The sequence below is a fragment of the Legionella qingyii genome, assembly GCF_003990155.1.
GTDB lineage: Bacteria > Pseudomonadota > Gammaproteobacteria > Legionellales > Legionellaceae > Legionella > Legionella qingyii.
Genome location: NZ_RZGX01000003.1, coordinates 170,354 through 185,760, shown reverse-complemented (window position 1 = coordinate 185,760; position 15,407 = coordinate 170,354). Strand labels below are relative to the sequence as shown.

Below are 15,407 nucleotides of genomic sequence, written 5' to 3'. Positions count from 1 at the left end.
AAAATGGTTATAGAAGCTCTAAAACAAATAAAAACGGCACTAATGTTCCTGCTCGTTTTTTCTTTATTAACAGGCTTAATTTATCCTGCTGTAGTTACTGCTTTAGCTCAAATTTTTTTTCCTTATCAAGCAAATGGCAGTTTATTACGCCTTAACAACGAACCCATTGGTTCAGCATTAATTGGACAATACTTTGATGCACCCAACTACTTCTGGGGACGCCCTTCTGCCACAGCTCCATTTCCTTATAATGCAGCTCATTCTTCCGGTTCGAATATGGGGCCTTCTAACCCTGACTTTTTGTCAATTGTAAAACAACGAATTGATAGACTGCGTCAATTCAACTTGGAAGATCAAAATAAAATGGTCAAGCAACTCATTCCCGTTGATTTAGTTACTGCATCCGCCAGTGGTCTGGATCCGGAAATAAGCCCGCTGGCAGCCTACTACCAGATACCGCGTATTGCCAAAGCGCGTCATATTGCAGAACAAGAAATTCAAGAATTAGTGAATCAGTTAATAAAAAAACGTACCTTGCATCTTTTAGGAGAACCACGAATTAGTGTATTGGAGCTAAATTTAGCTCTCGATCAGATAAGGACTAATCAATGACAGACAAACGCCCCGATCCCAATGCATTATTACAACAAGTTATTAAAGAAGAGCAACAAAACCAACGTGGCAAACTCAAAATCTACCTCGGCGCTGCCCCAGGAGTAGGAAAAACTTATTCCATGCTTCATGAAGCAATGGGAGAGCAAGCTAAAGGATTAGATGTAGTAGTAGGCATTGTCGAATCTCATGGTCGCATTGAAATTGAAGAAATACTTAAAAACTTCGTAGTTTTGCCCAAAATCACAATTGAATATCACGGTAAACAGTTACAAGAATTTGATCTGGATGCATCATTAAAAAGAAATCCAGGATTAATTCTCATTGATGAAATGGCACATACAAATGTGACCGGCGTCCGGCATAAAAAACGCTGGCAAGATATTAAAGAATTGCTCGACCGTGGTATTAATGTCTATACCACTCTTAATGTTCAACATATAGAAAGTCTCAATGATGACGTCTCACAAATCATTCATGCGCCAGTTCAAGAAACAATTCCTGATGCCATGATAGAACGAGCGAACACTATCGAATTAGTCGATTTAGCTCCTGAAGATTTATTAAAACGTCTGTCCGAGGGCAAAGTATACGTCCCCAAACAAGCCCGACTTGCTGCTGAATTTTATTTCCGTAAAGGCAATTTAATGGCATTACGTGAGTTGACATTACGAACTCTGGCAAAACGGGTAAATACCCAGGTACTTTTATACAGGCAAGGCCAAGGTATTAAACATATTTGGCCAAGCATGGAGAAGATACTCGTTTGCGTTGGCCCAGGTCCGGAATCACATAAATTGATTCGAGCAGCCAAAAAAATGGCTACCAGTTTACAAGCAGATTGGATTGCAGTATATGTAGATTCTACGCGGACTCATCTATCGACAACGCAGCGGGATCAAGCCATAAAAAATTTATTTTTTGCAGAGCAATTGGGGGCTGAAACTCATATTTTAATAGGGTATGACCTTGTCAAAGAAATTATTAATTTTTCCCGAGAGCAAAATGTCACCCTGATTATGATCTGCAAACAGATTCGTACTCGTTGGAGAAATTTTTTCTTTCGCAGCCTGGCAGACGAAATTTTGCGTTACAGTGGTGAAATTGATGTTTATACTATGACCGAGGGAGCCAAGAAATCAACAAAAAAATTACTTGCCAAACCCATGACTCCCTGGCTCTATTACTTTTTATCAACAAGTATCGTTGCAGTCACAACACTCATTAATTATTTAATTTATCCTTTAGTCAATGATACAAGTTTAACCCTAACTTATTTAATAGGAATGACCTGCATTGCTTTATTAGGACGCACAGGCCCTGCAGTTTCAGGAATTTTTCTTAGTATTTTTGCGTATATTTATTTCTTTATTCCGCCCTATTATAGTTTCTTTATTCCCCAGTCAGATTATTTTTTTACCCTTGTTATGATGCTTATTATGGCATTAATTATTTGTCAATTAACCTTGGTAACTCGTCGTCAATCAGAAATTGCACGCCTTACAGAATATCAAACTTCAGCCTTATATACTTTGAGTCGCAGGTTATCCAGAACACGGGGAATAGTCAGATTGCTTCGCACAGGCATTAATTATATTTCAGAAACTCTTCACTGCGAGATCATTGCCCTACTACCGAAAAATGGGCATCTTGTTGTCCGTGCAAGAGCCAAATCACATCAAGATTTGGATGAAAAGGAATACAGTATTGCACAGTGGGTATTCGAGTTAGGGCAAAAAGCAGGATGGGGAACTGATACTCTCTCATTTTCTAATGCGCTGTTTATTCCATTACTGGGTGCACGAAGAACCATGGGCGTTTTAAGAGTACAACCGTCTAAAAAGAACGATTTCATTACGCCCGAGAAAATACAGCTTTTAGAATCTTGTGCCAATCAAATTGCATTGGCTTTGGAAGTAGACAGTTTGCAAGAGGAACAAAATAAACCAACTAATCCCTCCACGTAAGGTCACAATATTACAATATCTACGCTACACATATTACTCTGGAAAATCATTCTAAATTACAATAGGATAATGAATACTTAGGTAAAAAGGATTTGCCCATGATGATCGCAACTTTACTGGCGCCCGACAATGAAACCCGGGTAGCCATTACTCCTGGCTCAGCAAAGCACTTTATCAAATTAGGCTTTGATGTCGCTATAGAAAAAAACGCAGGACTTGCTGCAAGTTTCAATGATCGGGATTACGAACAAGTCGGTGTCCAAATTCGTGATAAAAAAAACATACTCGAGACTGCCAATATTCTTCTTTGTATTAATGAACCAGCTCCCCAAGACTTGGAAGGCTTGCCTCAAGGTGCCTTGGTAATAGGTCATATCGATAATGACCCACAAAGCAAATTAATTACCTGGTGCAAGGAAAAGCAAGTTACCCTGATTTCAATGAATCTTATACCGCGGATCAGTCGTGCGCAAAGCATGGATAGTCTATCTTCACAAGCAAATTTGGCCGGTTATAGAGCTGTGTTAGAAGCTTGCTCTGAATTTCATCGAGCCATTCCCATGATGATGACCGCAGCAGGGATGATTCAACCAGCGAAGGTACTCGTTCTTGGCGCTGGTGTTGCGGGTTTACAGGCGATCGCAACAGCTAAACGTTTAGGTGCTGTGGTTTATGCATTCGATGTAAGGCGAGCAGCCAAAGAGCAGGTCGAAAGTTTAGGTGCCGAATTTATTGAGGTAAGCCAAGATCAAGATAGTGAAACTAAAGGAGGCTATGCTTCAGAAGTTAGTGAAGAATATAAAAAACTTCAAGCAGAACTTATTGATCAATATGCCAAATTATCAGATATCGTCATTTCCACGGCCTTAATCCCTGGCCGAAAAGCTCCGATTTTAGTGTATAAAAAAACTGTAGAACAAATGAAACCTGGATCAGTTGTTGTTGATCTCGCAACTGCCCGAGGAGGAAATTGTGAAGTCAGCGTTCTTGATAAAACTATAAAACATGAGGAAGTTACCATAGTCGGCCTAAGTAACCTGGCAGGGCTAGTTCCAGCTACTGCGAGTGAACTATACGCCAATAATCTAGTCCATCTTATTAATCTTTTGGCGCCGACTCCTCCAGAAATCACATTAAATCCCAACGATGAAATTATTCAACAAGCAGTGCTTTGTCATCAAAATCAATATCTACCATTTCAGGCAATAAAGGAGACTCAAAATGCATGAGATTAACACCTTAGGTGATCCATACATTACCATACTCACTATTTTCGTTTTGGCCTGCTTTGTTGGGTATTATGTAGTGTGGAAGGTCACACCCGCCTTACATACCCCATTAATGTCCGTAACCAATGCAATATCCAGTATTATTGTTTTAGGGGCACTTATTGCTGCTGGAAGCCAGTTTATTGGCGACATCACCTGGATCGGCGGTTTAGCTATATTCATTGCCTCAATTAATATTTTTGGTGGTTTTGTGGTAACCCAACGCATGTTGCGTATGTATAAAAAATAGGTAATAGCTCATCAACGTGGCAGCTAGGAAATTCTATCCAGAGTGGAACTAAATCTGGAACTTTTGCAGCTAAATGCTGGATCTCAGACTGCAATTTCCTAAGTTGGCTCAATAGAGTCATTACACAAAATAAAATAGTTAGGGTCTGCTTGCTTTCGCTAGGTTGAGCCAAAATGATCTGATTTTCGAGCACAAAACTCAGAATATCAGGACAGATTGGCCAAGATAGAAGAATTATTAATAGGCCCTACGAAATTAAGGATGATTTTTCATGACAACCCTGGTTCCTTTATTTTATCTCTTATCTGCTGTGTGTTTCATACTGGCGCTAAAAGGCTTGGCAAGCCCTGCGTCTGCAAGACGAGGAAATCTGTTAGGAATTGCCGGTATGATCCTTGCGGTAGGTTCAACCTTGATGATGTCAACGACTTATCATCAGCCCTTACTCATTAGCTTAATGATTGCAGGAGGCATCATTGGAACTTATATTGCCTTAAAAATTAATATGACTGCAATCCCACAACTTGTCGCGGCATTTCACTCATTGGTAGGGATGGCAGCAGTTTTAGTTGCTTTTTGTGCTTTTCTCTCCCCTACTTCATTTCATATTGGCGTCCCAGGCGCAATTGCTAAAGCAAGCCTTATCGAAATGAGTCTTGGCTTGATTATAGGAGCCATTACTTTTTCAGGTTCCGTGATCGCCTTTCTCAAATTGCAAGGAATTATGTCGGGCAAACCTATCAAACTCATAGGCCATAATGCAATTAATCTTATTATGGCATTAGCAATCCTTGTTTTATTGGTTTTGTTTTTTATTAACCAAACCCTCATGCTTTTTAGTATCATGGCCAGTTTTGCTTTTATAATTGGCGTATTGCTCATTATTCCTATTGGTGGCGCAGACATGCCAGTAGTTATATCAATGCTTAACTCGTATTCTGGATGGGCTGCAGCAGGTATCGGGTTTACACTCAGTAATCATTTACTTGTTATTACAGGTGCGCTGGTGGGTGCGAGTGGGGCTATTCTGAGCTACATCATGTGTGTTGGAATGAACCGTTCCATTTTTAATGTAATTTTTGGCGGTATCCAATCATCAGCAGCTAATTCGCAAACTAACACAACAAATGAGTCACGTACTGTACGTCAAGGTAATGGTGAAGATGCAGCATTCCTCTTAAGTAATGCTAAAGATGTCATCATTGTTCCTGGATATGGAATGGCAGTAGCGCATGCGCAACATGCAGTCAAAGAATTGGTTGATGCTCTAGAACACCGCAATATAAAAGTTCGCTTTGCAATTCATCCTGTCGCCGGTCGCATGCCTGGCCACATGAATGTATTACTTGCAGAAGCCAATATTCCCTATGATAGAGTTTTTGAACAAAGCGAAATTAACCGTGATTTTGCAAGCTGTGACGTTGCTTATGTAATTGGGGCAAATGATATAACGAACCCTGCAGCAAAAACAGATCCTGGCTCACCAATTTATGGTATGCCCGTTTTAGAAGTAGAAAAAGCCAGAAACGTATTGTTTGTTAAACGAAGTTTGGCACCAGGCTATGCCGGTGTGGAAAATGAACTGTTTTATCATGATAATACGTACATGCTTTTTGGCGATGCAAAAGCAATGACTGAATCCATTGCTAAAGCCCTGGAAACCTTATAAACCACATATAAAATAATAACCTGGGGGGGCAAACGTAGACTTAGCCCCCCTCCTTTCATGCCCCGGTTCTCAGCCACTCCCTTGTGCCTCAACAAGATATTAATTTGCCATACCAATAAAATAAATGTATCTTAACTCGGTTATTATCATTGTGGAGTTATATAATGTTACGAAAATTTGGACTTGGCTTACTGTGTATTGCCGCATCTATAAGTACAAGCGCGTATTCTACGGAAAGTCATTTGCTCCAACGAGGAGTTACGATTGAATATGAATTACCTAGCAATGATCCGCAAATATTTCTTAATTACCTTTTCTGGCCAGTAGAAGCCAATTGTAAAATCGCTACCGAAGATGAAGGGAATGAACTTTTAGTTGTAGCATTAGCTAAAAAAGGAAAAGTTAATGACATCAGCTTGTCTGCAGGAGAATCGTTACGAATCACTGTTCATCCAGGTGAAAATCTTAAGTTAAGCGCTGAATCTGGAGCAAAAGTTGAAATTACCAATTTCGGTGCGCACACTGTAAAAGCAACGTGCACTGCTTAATAAACCTCTATTTTAGAAATAGCATTTTAAATTTGCTCTATCTTGCCTCGGTGCAGCGAAGCGAAATCCGAAAATTTTGATCGCTGCAAAGCCGAGTTTTTCTTCGTTGCACCAGGCTACAATAATATTAGCTGCTCTCTAATGTTCCCGCGTTGCATGGAATTTAATTTTGGGATATCGCTCTTCAGCCATGGTCAAATTAACACGCGTCGGAGCAAGATACATTAAGGCATCACTTCCATCCAAAGCCAAATAGTCATATGCTTTTGTTCGAAATTCACTCATTGCCTTATCATCATCAGAATAAACCCAACGAGCACAGGAAACATTTACTGTTTCATAAATACAATCTACTTTATATTCATGTTTCAAACGATGCGCTACGACATCAAACTGTAACACACCAACCGCACCCAAGATTAATTGGTTGCTATTTAATGGCCTGAATACCTGAGTCGCGCCTTCTTCAGATAATTCAATTAAACCTTTTAATAAAGCCTTACTCTTTAATGGATCTTTTAAGCGTACCAATCGAAACAACTCAGGAGCAAAATTGGGAATACCCGTAAATTTTAATTGTTCACCTTGAGTAAAAGTGTCCCCTATTCGAATTGTTCCATGATTATGTAAACCAATAATATCGCCAGATAAAGCAATTTCTGTGTGTGAACGATCACCAGCCATAAAGGTTAACGCATTAGAAATTTGCACTTCTTTGCCAATACGCAGGTGGTTGATTTTCATTCCTTTCCTGTAGGCTCCTGAACAGATGCGCAAAAAAGCAATCCGGTCTCTATGCTTTGGATCCATATTAGCCTGGATTTTAAACACAAACCCAGTAAAGTTCTCCTCATCTGCTGATACAGTCCTCTCTTGAGCTGTTCGAGGTTGTGGACCTGGAGCATAACGCACATAATCATCCAGTAACTCTTTGATTCCAAAATTATTAATTGCAGAACCAAAATAAACCGGTGTCATTTTTCCCGCTAAATAATCCTGCAAATTAAATTCATGGGAAGCGCCCTTAACTAACTCAATTTCATCGCGCAACTCCTGAGCACTATCACCTAATAGTTCATCCAGTTGCGGATTATCCAGTCCTTTAATTTGCATCGCATCTTGCTTTTGTGCATTCTTACCAGGCTGATATAAATAAACTGTATCTTCATAACGATGATAAATACCTTTAAAGCGCTTTCCCATACCTACAGGCCAGGTAACCGGAGCACATTGAATGCCTAAAACTGATTCAACCTCATCAAGTAAATCAATGGGGTCACGGCCTTCACGATCCAGCTTATTAATAAAGGTCATAATTGGCGTATCACGCAGACGACATACTTCCATCAATTTAACGGTTCGATCTTCTACTCCTTTAGCAACGTCAATAACCATTAACGCCGAATCCACTGCCGTCAAGGTACGATAGGTGTCTTCAGAAAAGTCCTCATGCCCTGGGGTATCTAACAAATTCATGACATGCTGATTATGAACAAACTGCATCACTGAAGTAGTAATAGAAATACCGCGTTCTTTTTCCATTTCCATCCAATCTGAAGTCGCATGTCGATCGGCTTTACGTCCTTTAACAGTTCCTGCCAATTGAATTGCACCTCCGAATAACAGTAATTTCTCGGTTACGGTTGTTTTACCTGCGTCAGGGTGAGAAATAATCGCGAAGGTTCGTCTTGTATTAAAATCCTGATAAAAATCGGACATGAAGCTCTCTAAATAAATATAAAGTTATCGTATGTAGTGAATTTTAAGACATTCCCGAACAAATACAAGACGAAGCCATTGTTTATCAGGCAAACAATGGCTCAAAAGCTGATTAAAATAGTCTTTATATCTCAAAAACGTTATGATTAAAAAAAGAATTTATAAAAAATCAGCGTAACTGCACTAAATACAGATCGTAGAGGAGAAATTGCTCATTATGAAACGTTGTACGTGGGTTGGAATTGGTAAACCTCATTATGAACAGTACCATGATATGGAATGGGGTATTCCTGTACATGATGATCATAAGCACTTCGAAATGCTCTTACTGGAAGGAGCACAAGCAGGATTGAGCTGGGAGACAATACTCAAACGTCGTGAGGGCTACCGCAAGGCATTCAAACAATTTGATCCAAATGCTGTTGCAAAGATGGCTGATGAGGAATTAAATACCTTGCTGACTGATTCAGGAATTATTCGTAATCGTCTTAAGATATTCTCAGCTCGCAAAAATGCCTTAGTATTTCTAAAAATTGCACAGGAATTTGGATCCTTTGACAATTATGTCTGGGGATTTGTGAATGGAACTCCTAAAATAAATTATCCTAAAACGCTCCAAGAAGTCCCTGCGAGTACAACAGAATCAGATGCCTTATCTAAAGATTTGAAAAAAAGAGGAATGAGTTTTGTCGGTTCAACAATCATGTATGCTTATATGCAAGCAGTTGGTATGGTCGATGATCATTTAGTGGATTGTTTTTGTAAAAACAGAACATGAAATGCCTAACCTAGATTCCGCTGCGTAGGCTTGGGATTTCAGATATACCTCACATCTGTTACGGAACTTAGGCTAATCATTTATTTATTAGAGACTGCTATCCCGAACGATTAAGCAGTTTCTTGCTTCTTAAGTTCTGTGTAAAAATCCTCTGCCTTTTGTTCAATATATTTTTTGCAGCCCTCGGGATCAACAAAGGGATTTTTTTTACCTTTTCGCAATAATGTATATTTTTTCTTCAGCTCAAACATTCCGGCATGGGCTCCCAGAAAAATATCACAACGCAGTGATTCCAGTACCTTTATGGAGTGCTTATAATCATCGGCAATTTTTGGATAAGTTATATTATCAACCAGTTTATACCCAGGATTTACGCCAATACTTCCTATAATTACAGCCTGATATTGCTTGCCATGATCTTTTAGTTTCATTGTCCAGGTGGTACAGCCTTTAGTGTGTCCAGGAGTCAGATGAGCGGTTAATACAGTCCCTCCTAATTCCACCCCTTCTCCGTCGTGAAGAACCTTATCCACAGTACTTTGAGTAAAATAAGTGCTGGAATCATTGGCATAATGAAAATCAGATTTACCGCCAGACAGGATCACAGAAACATCCTCGTCCATGACCATATATTTTGCTTTTGTTTGTTGCTTAATTAATTCGCTACCGGCAGCATGATCAAAATGAGCATGACTAATCAGCAAAATTTTAGTATCACTGAATTTAAAACCTAGTTTTTCTATACTGGCTTTAATCATGGGAACATTAGCCTCAAGATCACTATTGATCAAAATGTTCCCTCTCGGTGTGACAATCAAGTAACTTGCCAGATCATCAGTACCTACATAGTACAAGTTTCCCGCAATACGAAATGGAGGAAACGGATTTGGCAGTGGATATGCAAAGCTTGAATGGTTCAATACCATCATCAATGCGGTTAGACATAATACTTTTTTCATGATACTAAAACCTAATGAGAATCCAGCAAGACACCTGGCAAGATAATACTTCATTACGAAGAAACAGGATACACATTGTTTAATTTTCTCAAAGAGAATTAATCTGTTCTCAACTAATCAGGATTTTCTGACTAAAAAACAGACATAAAAACCGTTTTGCAAAAACTCCCCCCCCCCGAAATCCGATTGCCAACTGAATAGCTTACTTTATAAAAAACCTCAGTTGACAAGTAATTTTTAATTAGTTTAGACTTTTCCGGAAGTAACTTTCCCAGAATATTAATCTAAAATTTAATAATTATATCAAAAACTTAATTCGTTATTAAAAGGACTTAAATGAAAAAAATTATATGCTTTGTGGCGTTGTTTGCTTCATATTCTTCTTTTGTCTATGCAAATTATTTAGGAAATCTCAATAATTCAGCTATAGTTATTAATTCTTGCAGGTACACTAAAACCAATCATCCTTTAGACGTTTCAATACTCAACAAAGGTTACTTTGTGCTAAAACGCGGAAAAGGAAATGATCTGTATTATACCCGATATGGTTCTTTTGTTCTTGATTCAGAAGCCTATTTGGTTACTCAAACTGGAGAATATGTACAAGGCATTGATCCGGAGAGTCCTTTCGGTTCTTTAAGTAAAATTCAAGTCAATATGGAAGATTCGCGTGTTCATGCAACTGATATGATCCAAGTACAATTGAACCTTGATGCATCAAGCTCAATAAACCAAGACTATTATATCTCCGCCTCTGCTTATGACTCTATTGGCAGCTCACATGAGTTAAAAGCACATCTTAGAAAGTTAGATTTTAATTCGTGGCAAACGGATGTCACCATAGATACGATGAATATCGCAACTGGCAAATTAATTTTCAATCCCGAAGGTAAACTCATTGAGCAAGCGGGCCTTAAGGATATGGAATGGATTACGGAACAAGGGATGCAAAAAATTACCATTGATTTTGAAGGCTCTACACAACATGCAACTCCTTTTCAAGTTAGCTCATTATATGGAAATGGATACCCTCCAGGCTATATTACCAGTATCTATATTACTCCTGATGGTAATCTTTATGTAATTTATTCAAACGGCTTCCAAAACAAATTACCTCTAAATATCGCTATCGCACTATTTGATAATCCTAAAAAGCTGGATGAAATTATAGATAATTTATTTGTTGCAACGAAGTACTCTGGCCCTGGTGATATTCAACCTGCCTATGGATATGGCGCATTTTTAAATGGATATCTCGAAGAAGAAAGTTGTCTGTTTAAAAATTAAAGAAGGAGTTGAATACATCATTTTTCTAACTAAAAACTGCGCTCAGCTTATAACAAAACATTTTCATGCAGAAGTGTTTTTGCTCCATACACTTCTGCACATGAATTCATTAATGACGTTCATACAATTTTGATGCGTGAAAATTTAAATGATCCTCGATAAAACTTGCGATAAAATAATAACTATGATCATATCCTTCATGCATACGCAAATTAAGCGCAACCTGAGCTTGCGAACATGCTGCCTGAAATAATTCAGGTTTGAGTTGCTCTTTCAAATAAGGATCCTGAATACCTTGATCGATTAAAATGCACTGATGAGGCCATCCCCTCTCCATGATGAGTTCGCAAGCATCATACTCCTTCCATTGTTTCTTGTCTGTCCCCAAATAACCAGTAAACACTTTTTGCCCCCATTGGCATTGAGATGGCGCACAAATAGGTGAAAATGCAGAAACAGAGCGATATTGCTCGGGATTTTTCAATGCCAAAGTAAGCGCCCCATGCCCTCCCATTGAATGGCCAAAGATACCGCAAGCGTGATGATTCAGCGGAGCATGTTGCAAAAGCAAATCTGGCAATTCCTCATGTACATAAGTGGCCATATTATAATACTTTGACCAGGGTGCTTGCGTGGCATCCAGGTAGAATCCAGCACCAATACCAAAATCATAACTATCCCGATCCCCTGGCAAATTAATTCCTCGAGGGCTCGTATCGGGTACAACAAGTGCTATACCTAAATGAGCAGCGATGCGTTGTGCCCCAGCTTTAGTAATAAAATTTTGCTCCGTGCAGGTTAATCCTGAAAGCCAATATAGGACAGGGACGCTTTGTTGCTGCGCGTGAGGAGGCAAAAAAAGGCCAAAACGCATAGTACAATGGGTTACTTTGGATTGGTGGGTGTATACTCGTTGAATACCATCAAAACAATAATGTTCTTCAATAAGTTCAAGAGTCATATAGTTTTATCCCTCATAAGTCAGCACTGTACGAATTGATTGTCCTTGCTTCATTAGGTTAAAGGAGTGATTTATCTGTTCAAAAGGCAGAACATGAGTAATTAAATCATCAATATTGATTTTCCCATCCATATACCAATCAACAATTTTTGGTACATCAGTACGCCCACGTGCTCCGCCAAATGCCGAGCCCTTCCAAACTCGACCAGTGACCAATTGGAATGGTCTGGTGGATATCTCCTTTCCTGCACCTGCAACACCAACTATGGTACAAACGCCCCATCCTTTATGACAACATTCCAATGCCTGACGCATTAATTTTACATCACCAACACATTCAAAACTGTAATCGGCTCCTCCTTTGGTCAGTCCAACAAGATATGCGACCAAGTCATTATCCACTTCCAGAGGATTAACAAAGTCAGTCATTCCCATTTTTTCAGCCAAAGCTCGTCGATCTGGATTAATATCGACACCTACGATCTGATCTGCACCAACCATACGAGCAGCCTGTATTACATTAAGACCTATGCCGCCTAAGCCAAAAACAACAACACGGGAACCTGGGGTTACTTTTGCAGTATAAATTACCGCCCCTACACCTGTAGTAACGCCACAGCCGATATAACATACTTTTTCAAAAGGAGCATCCTCACGAATTTTCGCAACAGCAATTTCAGGTAATACAATATAATTAGCAAAAGTTGATGTCCCCATATAATGGAAAATCTTTTCCCCATTAAGGCTGAAACGACTTGTTCCATCAGGCATCACCCCCTGACCTTGTGTTGCTCGAATTGCCTGACAAAGATTAGTTTTCTGGGAAAGACAATAGTCACACTGACGACATTCTGGTGTATACAAAGGAATTACATGATCACCTGGTTTGAGTGAGGTTACTTCTGGGCCAACATCGACAACAATACCAGCACCTTCATGTCCTAAAATAACTGGGAACATACCTTCAGGATCATCGCCAGATAATGTAAATGAATCTGTATGACAAACCCCTGTGGCCTTAATTTCAACAAGTACTTCTCCTTTTTTGGGGCCTTCCAAATCAACTGTTTCTATCACTAACGGCTTCCCAGCCTCATATGCTATTGCTGCCTTGACTTGCATCAAATCTCCCTTTATAGAAAACTCACCTTCAAAGATCGTAATTACTGAATCTATTGAAAAAATGCTCCCTGAATAAGATAATTTAAATGCAGATGACTACTTTAGCAATGAAAATTCAACATAAACTACACTTTAGTACTCATTTATTTCTTTCTAGTGTTATTTTATACTCATAGGTTAAACTAAAATTAAAAAGATTAAATAAAATTCAATTAATAGGTAACAGAGCATGATCATTCATAGTGAATTTAAGCCGCTTTGGTGGCTTACCAATAATCATGGACAGACTCTGTATCGAACTTTAACTCATCGAACAAATACCTCTATTGACTCTTATGAACGTATGGAGTTACCTGATGGTGATTTTATTGATTTAGCCTGGAAAACTAATGGATTAGGCAACAATACTCCTTTAATTATCCTACTTCACGGATTAGGCGGTAATATCAATTCGGCTTATGTTTCGACTTTATTCGATGCATTCAATAAATCAGGTTATCGAGCAGTATTAATGAATTTTCGTGGCGCAAGTGGTGAACCCAATCGTCTACCACGCGCCTACTACGGAGGCGATACCGCAGATTTGGCTTATTTTCTCAATGTACTGAACGTTAGAGAACACTCAACCAAAAAAGCTGTAGTAGGTATTTCATTAGGCGGCAATATACTCCTCAAATGGTTAGGAGAAATCGGCTCTCAATCTCTAATTGACGCAGCTGTTGCGGTTTCTGTACCCTTTCAATTGGAGACGGTGGTTCAAAAGATAAATAAAGGATTTTCTCGTGTGTATCAAGCCAGTTTGTTAGAAAGATTACGTACTGTATTTTTACAAAAATTGGATGTTATCAATTGCCAATTACCACTTTCCAAACAAAAATTGTATTCAATAAAAACCCTGCATGAATTTGACGAGCAAATAACTGCTCCATTACATGGATTTGCTAATGCAAAAGAGTATTATCAAAAATCCAATTCGAGACAGTACTTATCTCAAATCGCCACACCTACTTTAATTATTCATGCATTGGATGATCCTTTTATGACACCGGACGCCGTTCCAAAAGTTGATGAGTTATCTCCAGATATACTTTTAGAATTGAGCAAGCATGGAGGTCATGTAGGATTTATTGCTGAGAAAAAACAATTTTGGTTGGAGCAACGCATCCCTAATTTCTTAATGGATTATTTGGTAACGCCTTCTAATATACCTCAGTTCGCACAAATTAATTTATAACGACAACCGTAAACTCTAGGTATGCTTGGATTACTTAAAAAGAGAAACCAATGTTTTTTTAAACGAGTTAAGTACGGCTAATTTCCCTATATCCACTATTTGCCGCATCACTTTACCACTCCATTGTTTTCGCTCAGCTCTCCAGCCTATAAAAAACGCGGAAATCAGCAGTATCAGGGGTGTTAGGTGATAGCGAGTTATCGCACTGTCTGTAAAATATTTTTGGTGTTCAATCACCTTGCTTTTCTGAGACTTTAGCGTCTTACTCATTAATTCAATTTGCGCTATTATCTGCTTTCTCGAGTTTTTCATGTTCAACACTCTTTTGCGAAAAATATTCTCTTGTTTTTGGAAAGCTCATACTATTTAAGTTAAAGGAAAGGTACTTAAGTAATCCTAGTAATAATCCTCCATTAAGCAGAAAAACAAGAGAAATAGAGACCAGAAGACGATGAGAAGCCAAAAGAACCCAAGATCCTGTAACCAGGAATACAAGATACCCAATTAAGCACATCGCCGTTAACCAGACTGTAATTAACACAACGAACAACATGCATATATTTAACAACAAAGGAAAAACGCTAAGCCCTGCTAATCTTGCTTCAAGGCGAATTAAAGAGCAAACTGTTTTAACAACAGATATTTTTGCAGAAATAAGAGCTTCTAACTGTTTTAAGGCTTCCATTATTTTTTCAGTAATCGAGATAACAAAAAGCCTATTCCTCCAGCAATTAAAATAGAAGTTAATGGATTTTCCTGTACTTTCTTCACTAAATGATCAGAATACTCCTTGACGCTCTCCTCTACGTCATTGACCTTATGTACCCCTTCCTCGTACAATTGATTCGCCTTTCTTTTCCCTTCGTTTAATAATTGGCTTGCAGCTGCCTCAAGATGGTCTTTAGGAGTATACGTTCTATCTTCACCGGAACTTTTCATGTTAATACCCTCCTTAGTAACAACGTTATATAAGAAAATGTAACCCAAAATAATATACTAAATATAGTTATTGAATTAAATAAATCAATAAATT

Annotated in this window: 16 protein-coding genes; 9 read left to right on the top strand and 7 right to left on the bottom strand. The window is 38.7% G+C overall.

The window, feature by feature from the left end; all coding sequences use genetic code 11:
• The first annotated feature begins 3 nt into the window (after positions 1-3).
• The 6 genes from kdpC to ELY20_RS03220 all read left to right on the top strand — a co-directional run bounded on the left by kdpC (position 4) and on the right by ELY20_RS03220 (position 6,314).
• A complete protein-coding gene (gene kdpC / locus ELY20_RS03245) occupies positions 4-612 on the top strand; it encodes a potassium-transporting ATPase subunit KdpC (protein ID WP_110143082.1) in 609 nt (202 codons plus the stop codon).
• Positions 609-2,579 carry a DUF4118 domain-containing protein gene (locus tag ELY20_RS03240; protein ID WP_110143083.1) on the top strand — a complete coding sequence of 657 codons (1,971 nt, stop codon included), beginning with the start codon at positions 609-611 and terminating at the stop codon, positions 2,577-2,579. Before kdpC ends, ELY20_RS03240 begins: the two co-directional genes overlap by 4 nt.
• A 98-nt stretch (positions 2,580-2,677) precedes the next feature.
• Positions 2,678-3,808: a Re/Si-specific NAD(P)(+) transhydrogenase subunit alpha gene (locus ELY20_RS03235; RefSeq protein WP_110143084.1), complete on the top strand. Its 1,131-nt coding sequence runs from the start codon at positions 2,678-2,680 to the stop codon at positions 3,806-3,808.
• Positions 3,801-4,097 carry a proton-translocating transhydrogenase family protein gene (locus ELY20_RS03230; protein WP_058468961.1) on the top strand — a complete coding sequence of 99 codons (297 nt, stop codon included), beginning with the start codon at positions 3,801-3,803 and terminating at the stop codon, positions 4,095-4,097. Before ELY20_RS03235 ends, ELY20_RS03230 begins: the two co-directional genes overlap by 8 nt.
• A gap of 271 nt (positions 4,098-4,368) precedes the next feature.
• Positions 4,369-5,766 (top strand): NAD(P)(+) transhydrogenase (Re/Si-specific) subunit beta, encoded by a 1,398-nt coding sequence (locus ELY20_RS03225; RefSeq protein ID WP_110143085.1) that lies wholly within the window; start codon positions 4,369-4,371, stop codon positions 5,764-5,766.
• Between the two features lie 164 nt (positions 5,767-5,930).
• The gene (locus ELY20_RS03220; protein ID WP_110143086.1) at positions 5,931-6,314 is read left to right on the top strand and encodes a hypothetical protein; all 384 of its coding nucleotides are present in this window, start codon (positions 5,931-5,933) and stop codon (positions 6,312-6,314) included.
• A 138-nt stretch (positions 6,315-6,452) separates the two neighbouring features.
• Here the strand turns inward: ELY20_RS03220 and ELY20_RS03215 are convergent, their stop codons facing one another.
• Positions 6,453-8,033, bottom strand: a complete 1,581-nt coding sequence (locus tag ELY20_RS03215; RefSeq protein WP_110143087.1) for a peptide chain release factor 3 — start codon at positions 8,031-8,033, stop codon at positions 6,453-6,455.
• Between the two features lie 217 nt (positions 8,034-8,250).
• On the opposite strand from ELY20_RS03215, the gene ELY20_RS03210 reads away from it, so the two are divergent.
• Positions 8,251-8,811 carry a DNA-3-methyladenine glycosylase I gene (locus ELY20_RS03210; RefSeq protein WP_110143088.1) on the top strand — a complete coding sequence of 187 codons (561 nt, stop codon included), beginning with the start codon at positions 8,251-8,253 and terminating at the stop codon, positions 8,809-8,811.
• Between the two features lie 110 nt (positions 8,812-8,921).
• Here the strand turns inward: ELY20_RS03210 and blaFEZ are convergent, their stop codons facing one another.
• Positions 8,922-9,770, bottom strand: a complete 849-nt coding sequence (gene blaFEZ / locus ELY20_RS03205) for an FEZ family subclass B3 metallo-beta-lactamase (RefSeq protein ID WP_110143089.1) — start codon at positions 9,768-9,770, stop codon at positions 8,922-8,924.
• A 336-nt stretch (positions 9,771-10,106) separates the two neighbouring features.
• Here blaFEZ and ELY20_RS03200 point away from each other — a divergent pair, with 336 nt between their 5' ends.
• Positions 10,107-11,057, top strand: a complete 951-nt coding sequence (locus ELY20_RS03200; protein WP_110143090.1) for a flagellar hook-basal body complex protein — start codon at positions 10,107-10,109, stop codon at positions 11,055-11,057.
• A 109-nt stretch (positions 11,058-11,166) separates the two neighbouring features.
• Here the strand turns inward: ELY20_RS03200 and fghA are convergent, their stop codons facing one another.
• Positions 11,167-12,018 (bottom strand): S-formylglutathione hydrolase, encoded by an 852-nt coding sequence (gene fghA / locus ELY20_RS03195; RefSeq protein ID WP_110143091.1) that lies wholly within the window; start codon positions 12,016-12,018, stop codon positions 11,167-11,169.
• Between the two features lie 6 nt (positions 12,019-12,024).
• Positions 12,025-13,140, bottom strand: a complete 1,116-nt coding sequence (locus ELY20_RS03190) for an S-(hydroxymethyl)glutathione dehydrogenase/class III alcohol dehydrogenase (RefSeq protein WP_110143092.1) — start codon at positions 13,138-13,140, stop codon at positions 12,025-12,027.
• A gap of 229 nt (positions 13,141-13,369) precedes the next feature.
• Here ELY20_RS03190 and ELY20_RS03185 point away from each other — a divergent pair, with 229 nt between their 5' ends.
• Positions 13,370-14,374, top strand: a complete 1,005-nt coding sequence (locus tag ELY20_RS03185) for a hydrolase (protein ID WP_110143093.1) — start codon at positions 13,370-13,372, stop codon at positions 14,372-14,374.
• 30 nt (positions 14,375-14,404) lie between these two features.
• On the opposite strand, the gene ELY20_RS03180 is transcribed toward ELY20_RS03185, so the two are convergent.
• From ELY20_RS03180 to ELY20_RS03170, 3 genes are read right to left on the bottom strand one after another with little or no spacing between them, the layout of a single operon-like run.
• Positions 14,405-14,686 (bottom strand): hypothetical protein, encoded by a 282-nt coding sequence (locus tag ELY20_RS03180; RefSeq protein WP_110143094.1) that lies wholly within the window; start codon positions 14,684-14,686, stop codon positions 14,405-14,407.
• Positions 14,649-15,059: a hypothetical protein gene (locus ELY20_RS03175; RefSeq protein WP_110143095.1), complete on the bottom strand. Its 411-nt coding sequence runs from the start codon at positions 15,057-15,059 to the stop codon at positions 14,649-14,651. The genes ELY20_RS03180 and ELY20_RS03175 overlap by 38 nt, the downstream gene beginning before the upstream one ends.
• Positions 15,059-15,313, bottom strand: a complete 255-nt coding sequence (locus ELY20_RS03170) for a DUF883 family protein (RefSeq protein ID WP_110143096.1) — start codon at positions 15,311-15,313, stop codon at positions 15,059-15,061. The genes ELY20_RS03175 and ELY20_RS03170 overlap by 1 nt, the downstream gene beginning before the upstream one ends.
• Positions 15,314-15,407 lie beyond the last annotated feature (94 nt).

Bases quoted from the DNA above. Each gene is read 5' to 3' on its own strand.
- ELY20_RS03170 (WP_110143096.1), bottom strand. From the start codon at position 15,313: ATGAAAAGTTCCGGTGAAGATAGAACGTATACTCCTAAAGACCATCTT.
- ELY20_RS03220 (WP_110143086.1), top strand. From the start codon at position 5,931: ATGTTACGAAAATTTGGACTTGGCTTACTGTGTATTGCCGCATCTATA.
- ELY20_RS03180 (WP_110143094.1), bottom strand. From the start codon at position 14,686: ATGAAAAACTCGAGAAAGCAGATAATAGCGCAAATTGAATTAATGAGT.
- ELY20_RS03210 (WP_110143088.1), top strand. From the start codon at position 8,251: ATGAAACGTTGTACGTGGGTTGGAATTGGTAAACCTCATTATGAACAG.
- ELY20_RS03225 (WP_110143085.1), top strand. From the start codon at position 4,369: ATGACAACCCTGGTTCCTTTATTTTATCTCTTATCTGCTGTGTGTTTC.
- ELY20_RS03200 (WP_110143090.1), top strand. From the start codon at position 10,107: ATGAAAAAAATTATATGCTTTGTGGCGTTGTTTGCTTCATATTCTTCT.
- ELY20_RS03190 (WP_110143092.1), bottom strand. From the start codon at position 13,140: ATGCAAGTCAAGGCAGCAATAGCATATGAGGCTGGGAAGCCGTTAGTG.
- kdpC (WP_110143082.1), top strand. From the start codon at position 4: ATGGTTATAGAAGCTCTAAAACAAATAAAAACGGCACTAATGTTCCTG.
- ELY20_RS03230 (WP_058468961.1), top strand. From the start codon at position 3,801: ATGCATGAGATTAACACCTTAGGTGATCCATACATTACCATACTCACT.
- fghA (WP_110143091.1), bottom strand. From the start codon at position 12,018: ATGACTCTTGAACTTATTGAAGAACATTATTGTTTTGATGGTATTCAA.
- ELY20_RS03235 (WP_110143084.1), top strand. From the start codon at position 2,678: ATGATGATCGCAACTTTACTGGCGCCCGACAATGAAACCCGGGTAGCC.
- blaFEZ (WP_110143089.1), bottom strand. From the start codon at position 9,770: ATGAAAAAAGTATTATGTCTAACCGCATTGATGATGGTATTGAACCAT.
- ELY20_RS03215 (WP_110143087.1), bottom strand. From the start codon at position 8,033: ATGTCCGATTTTTATCAGGATTTTAATACAAGACGAACCTTCGCGATT.
- ELY20_RS03185 (WP_110143093.1), top strand. From the start codon at position 13,370: ATGATCATTCATAGTGAATTTAAGCCGCTTTGGTGGCTTACCAATAAT.
- ELY20_RS03240 (WP_110143083.1), top strand. From the start codon at position 609: ATGACAGACAAACGCCCCGATCCCAATGCATTATTACAACAAGTTATT.
- ELY20_RS03175 (WP_110143095.1), bottom strand. From the start codon at position 15,059: ATGGAAGCCTTAAAACAGTTAGAAGCTCTTATTTCTGCAAAAATATCT.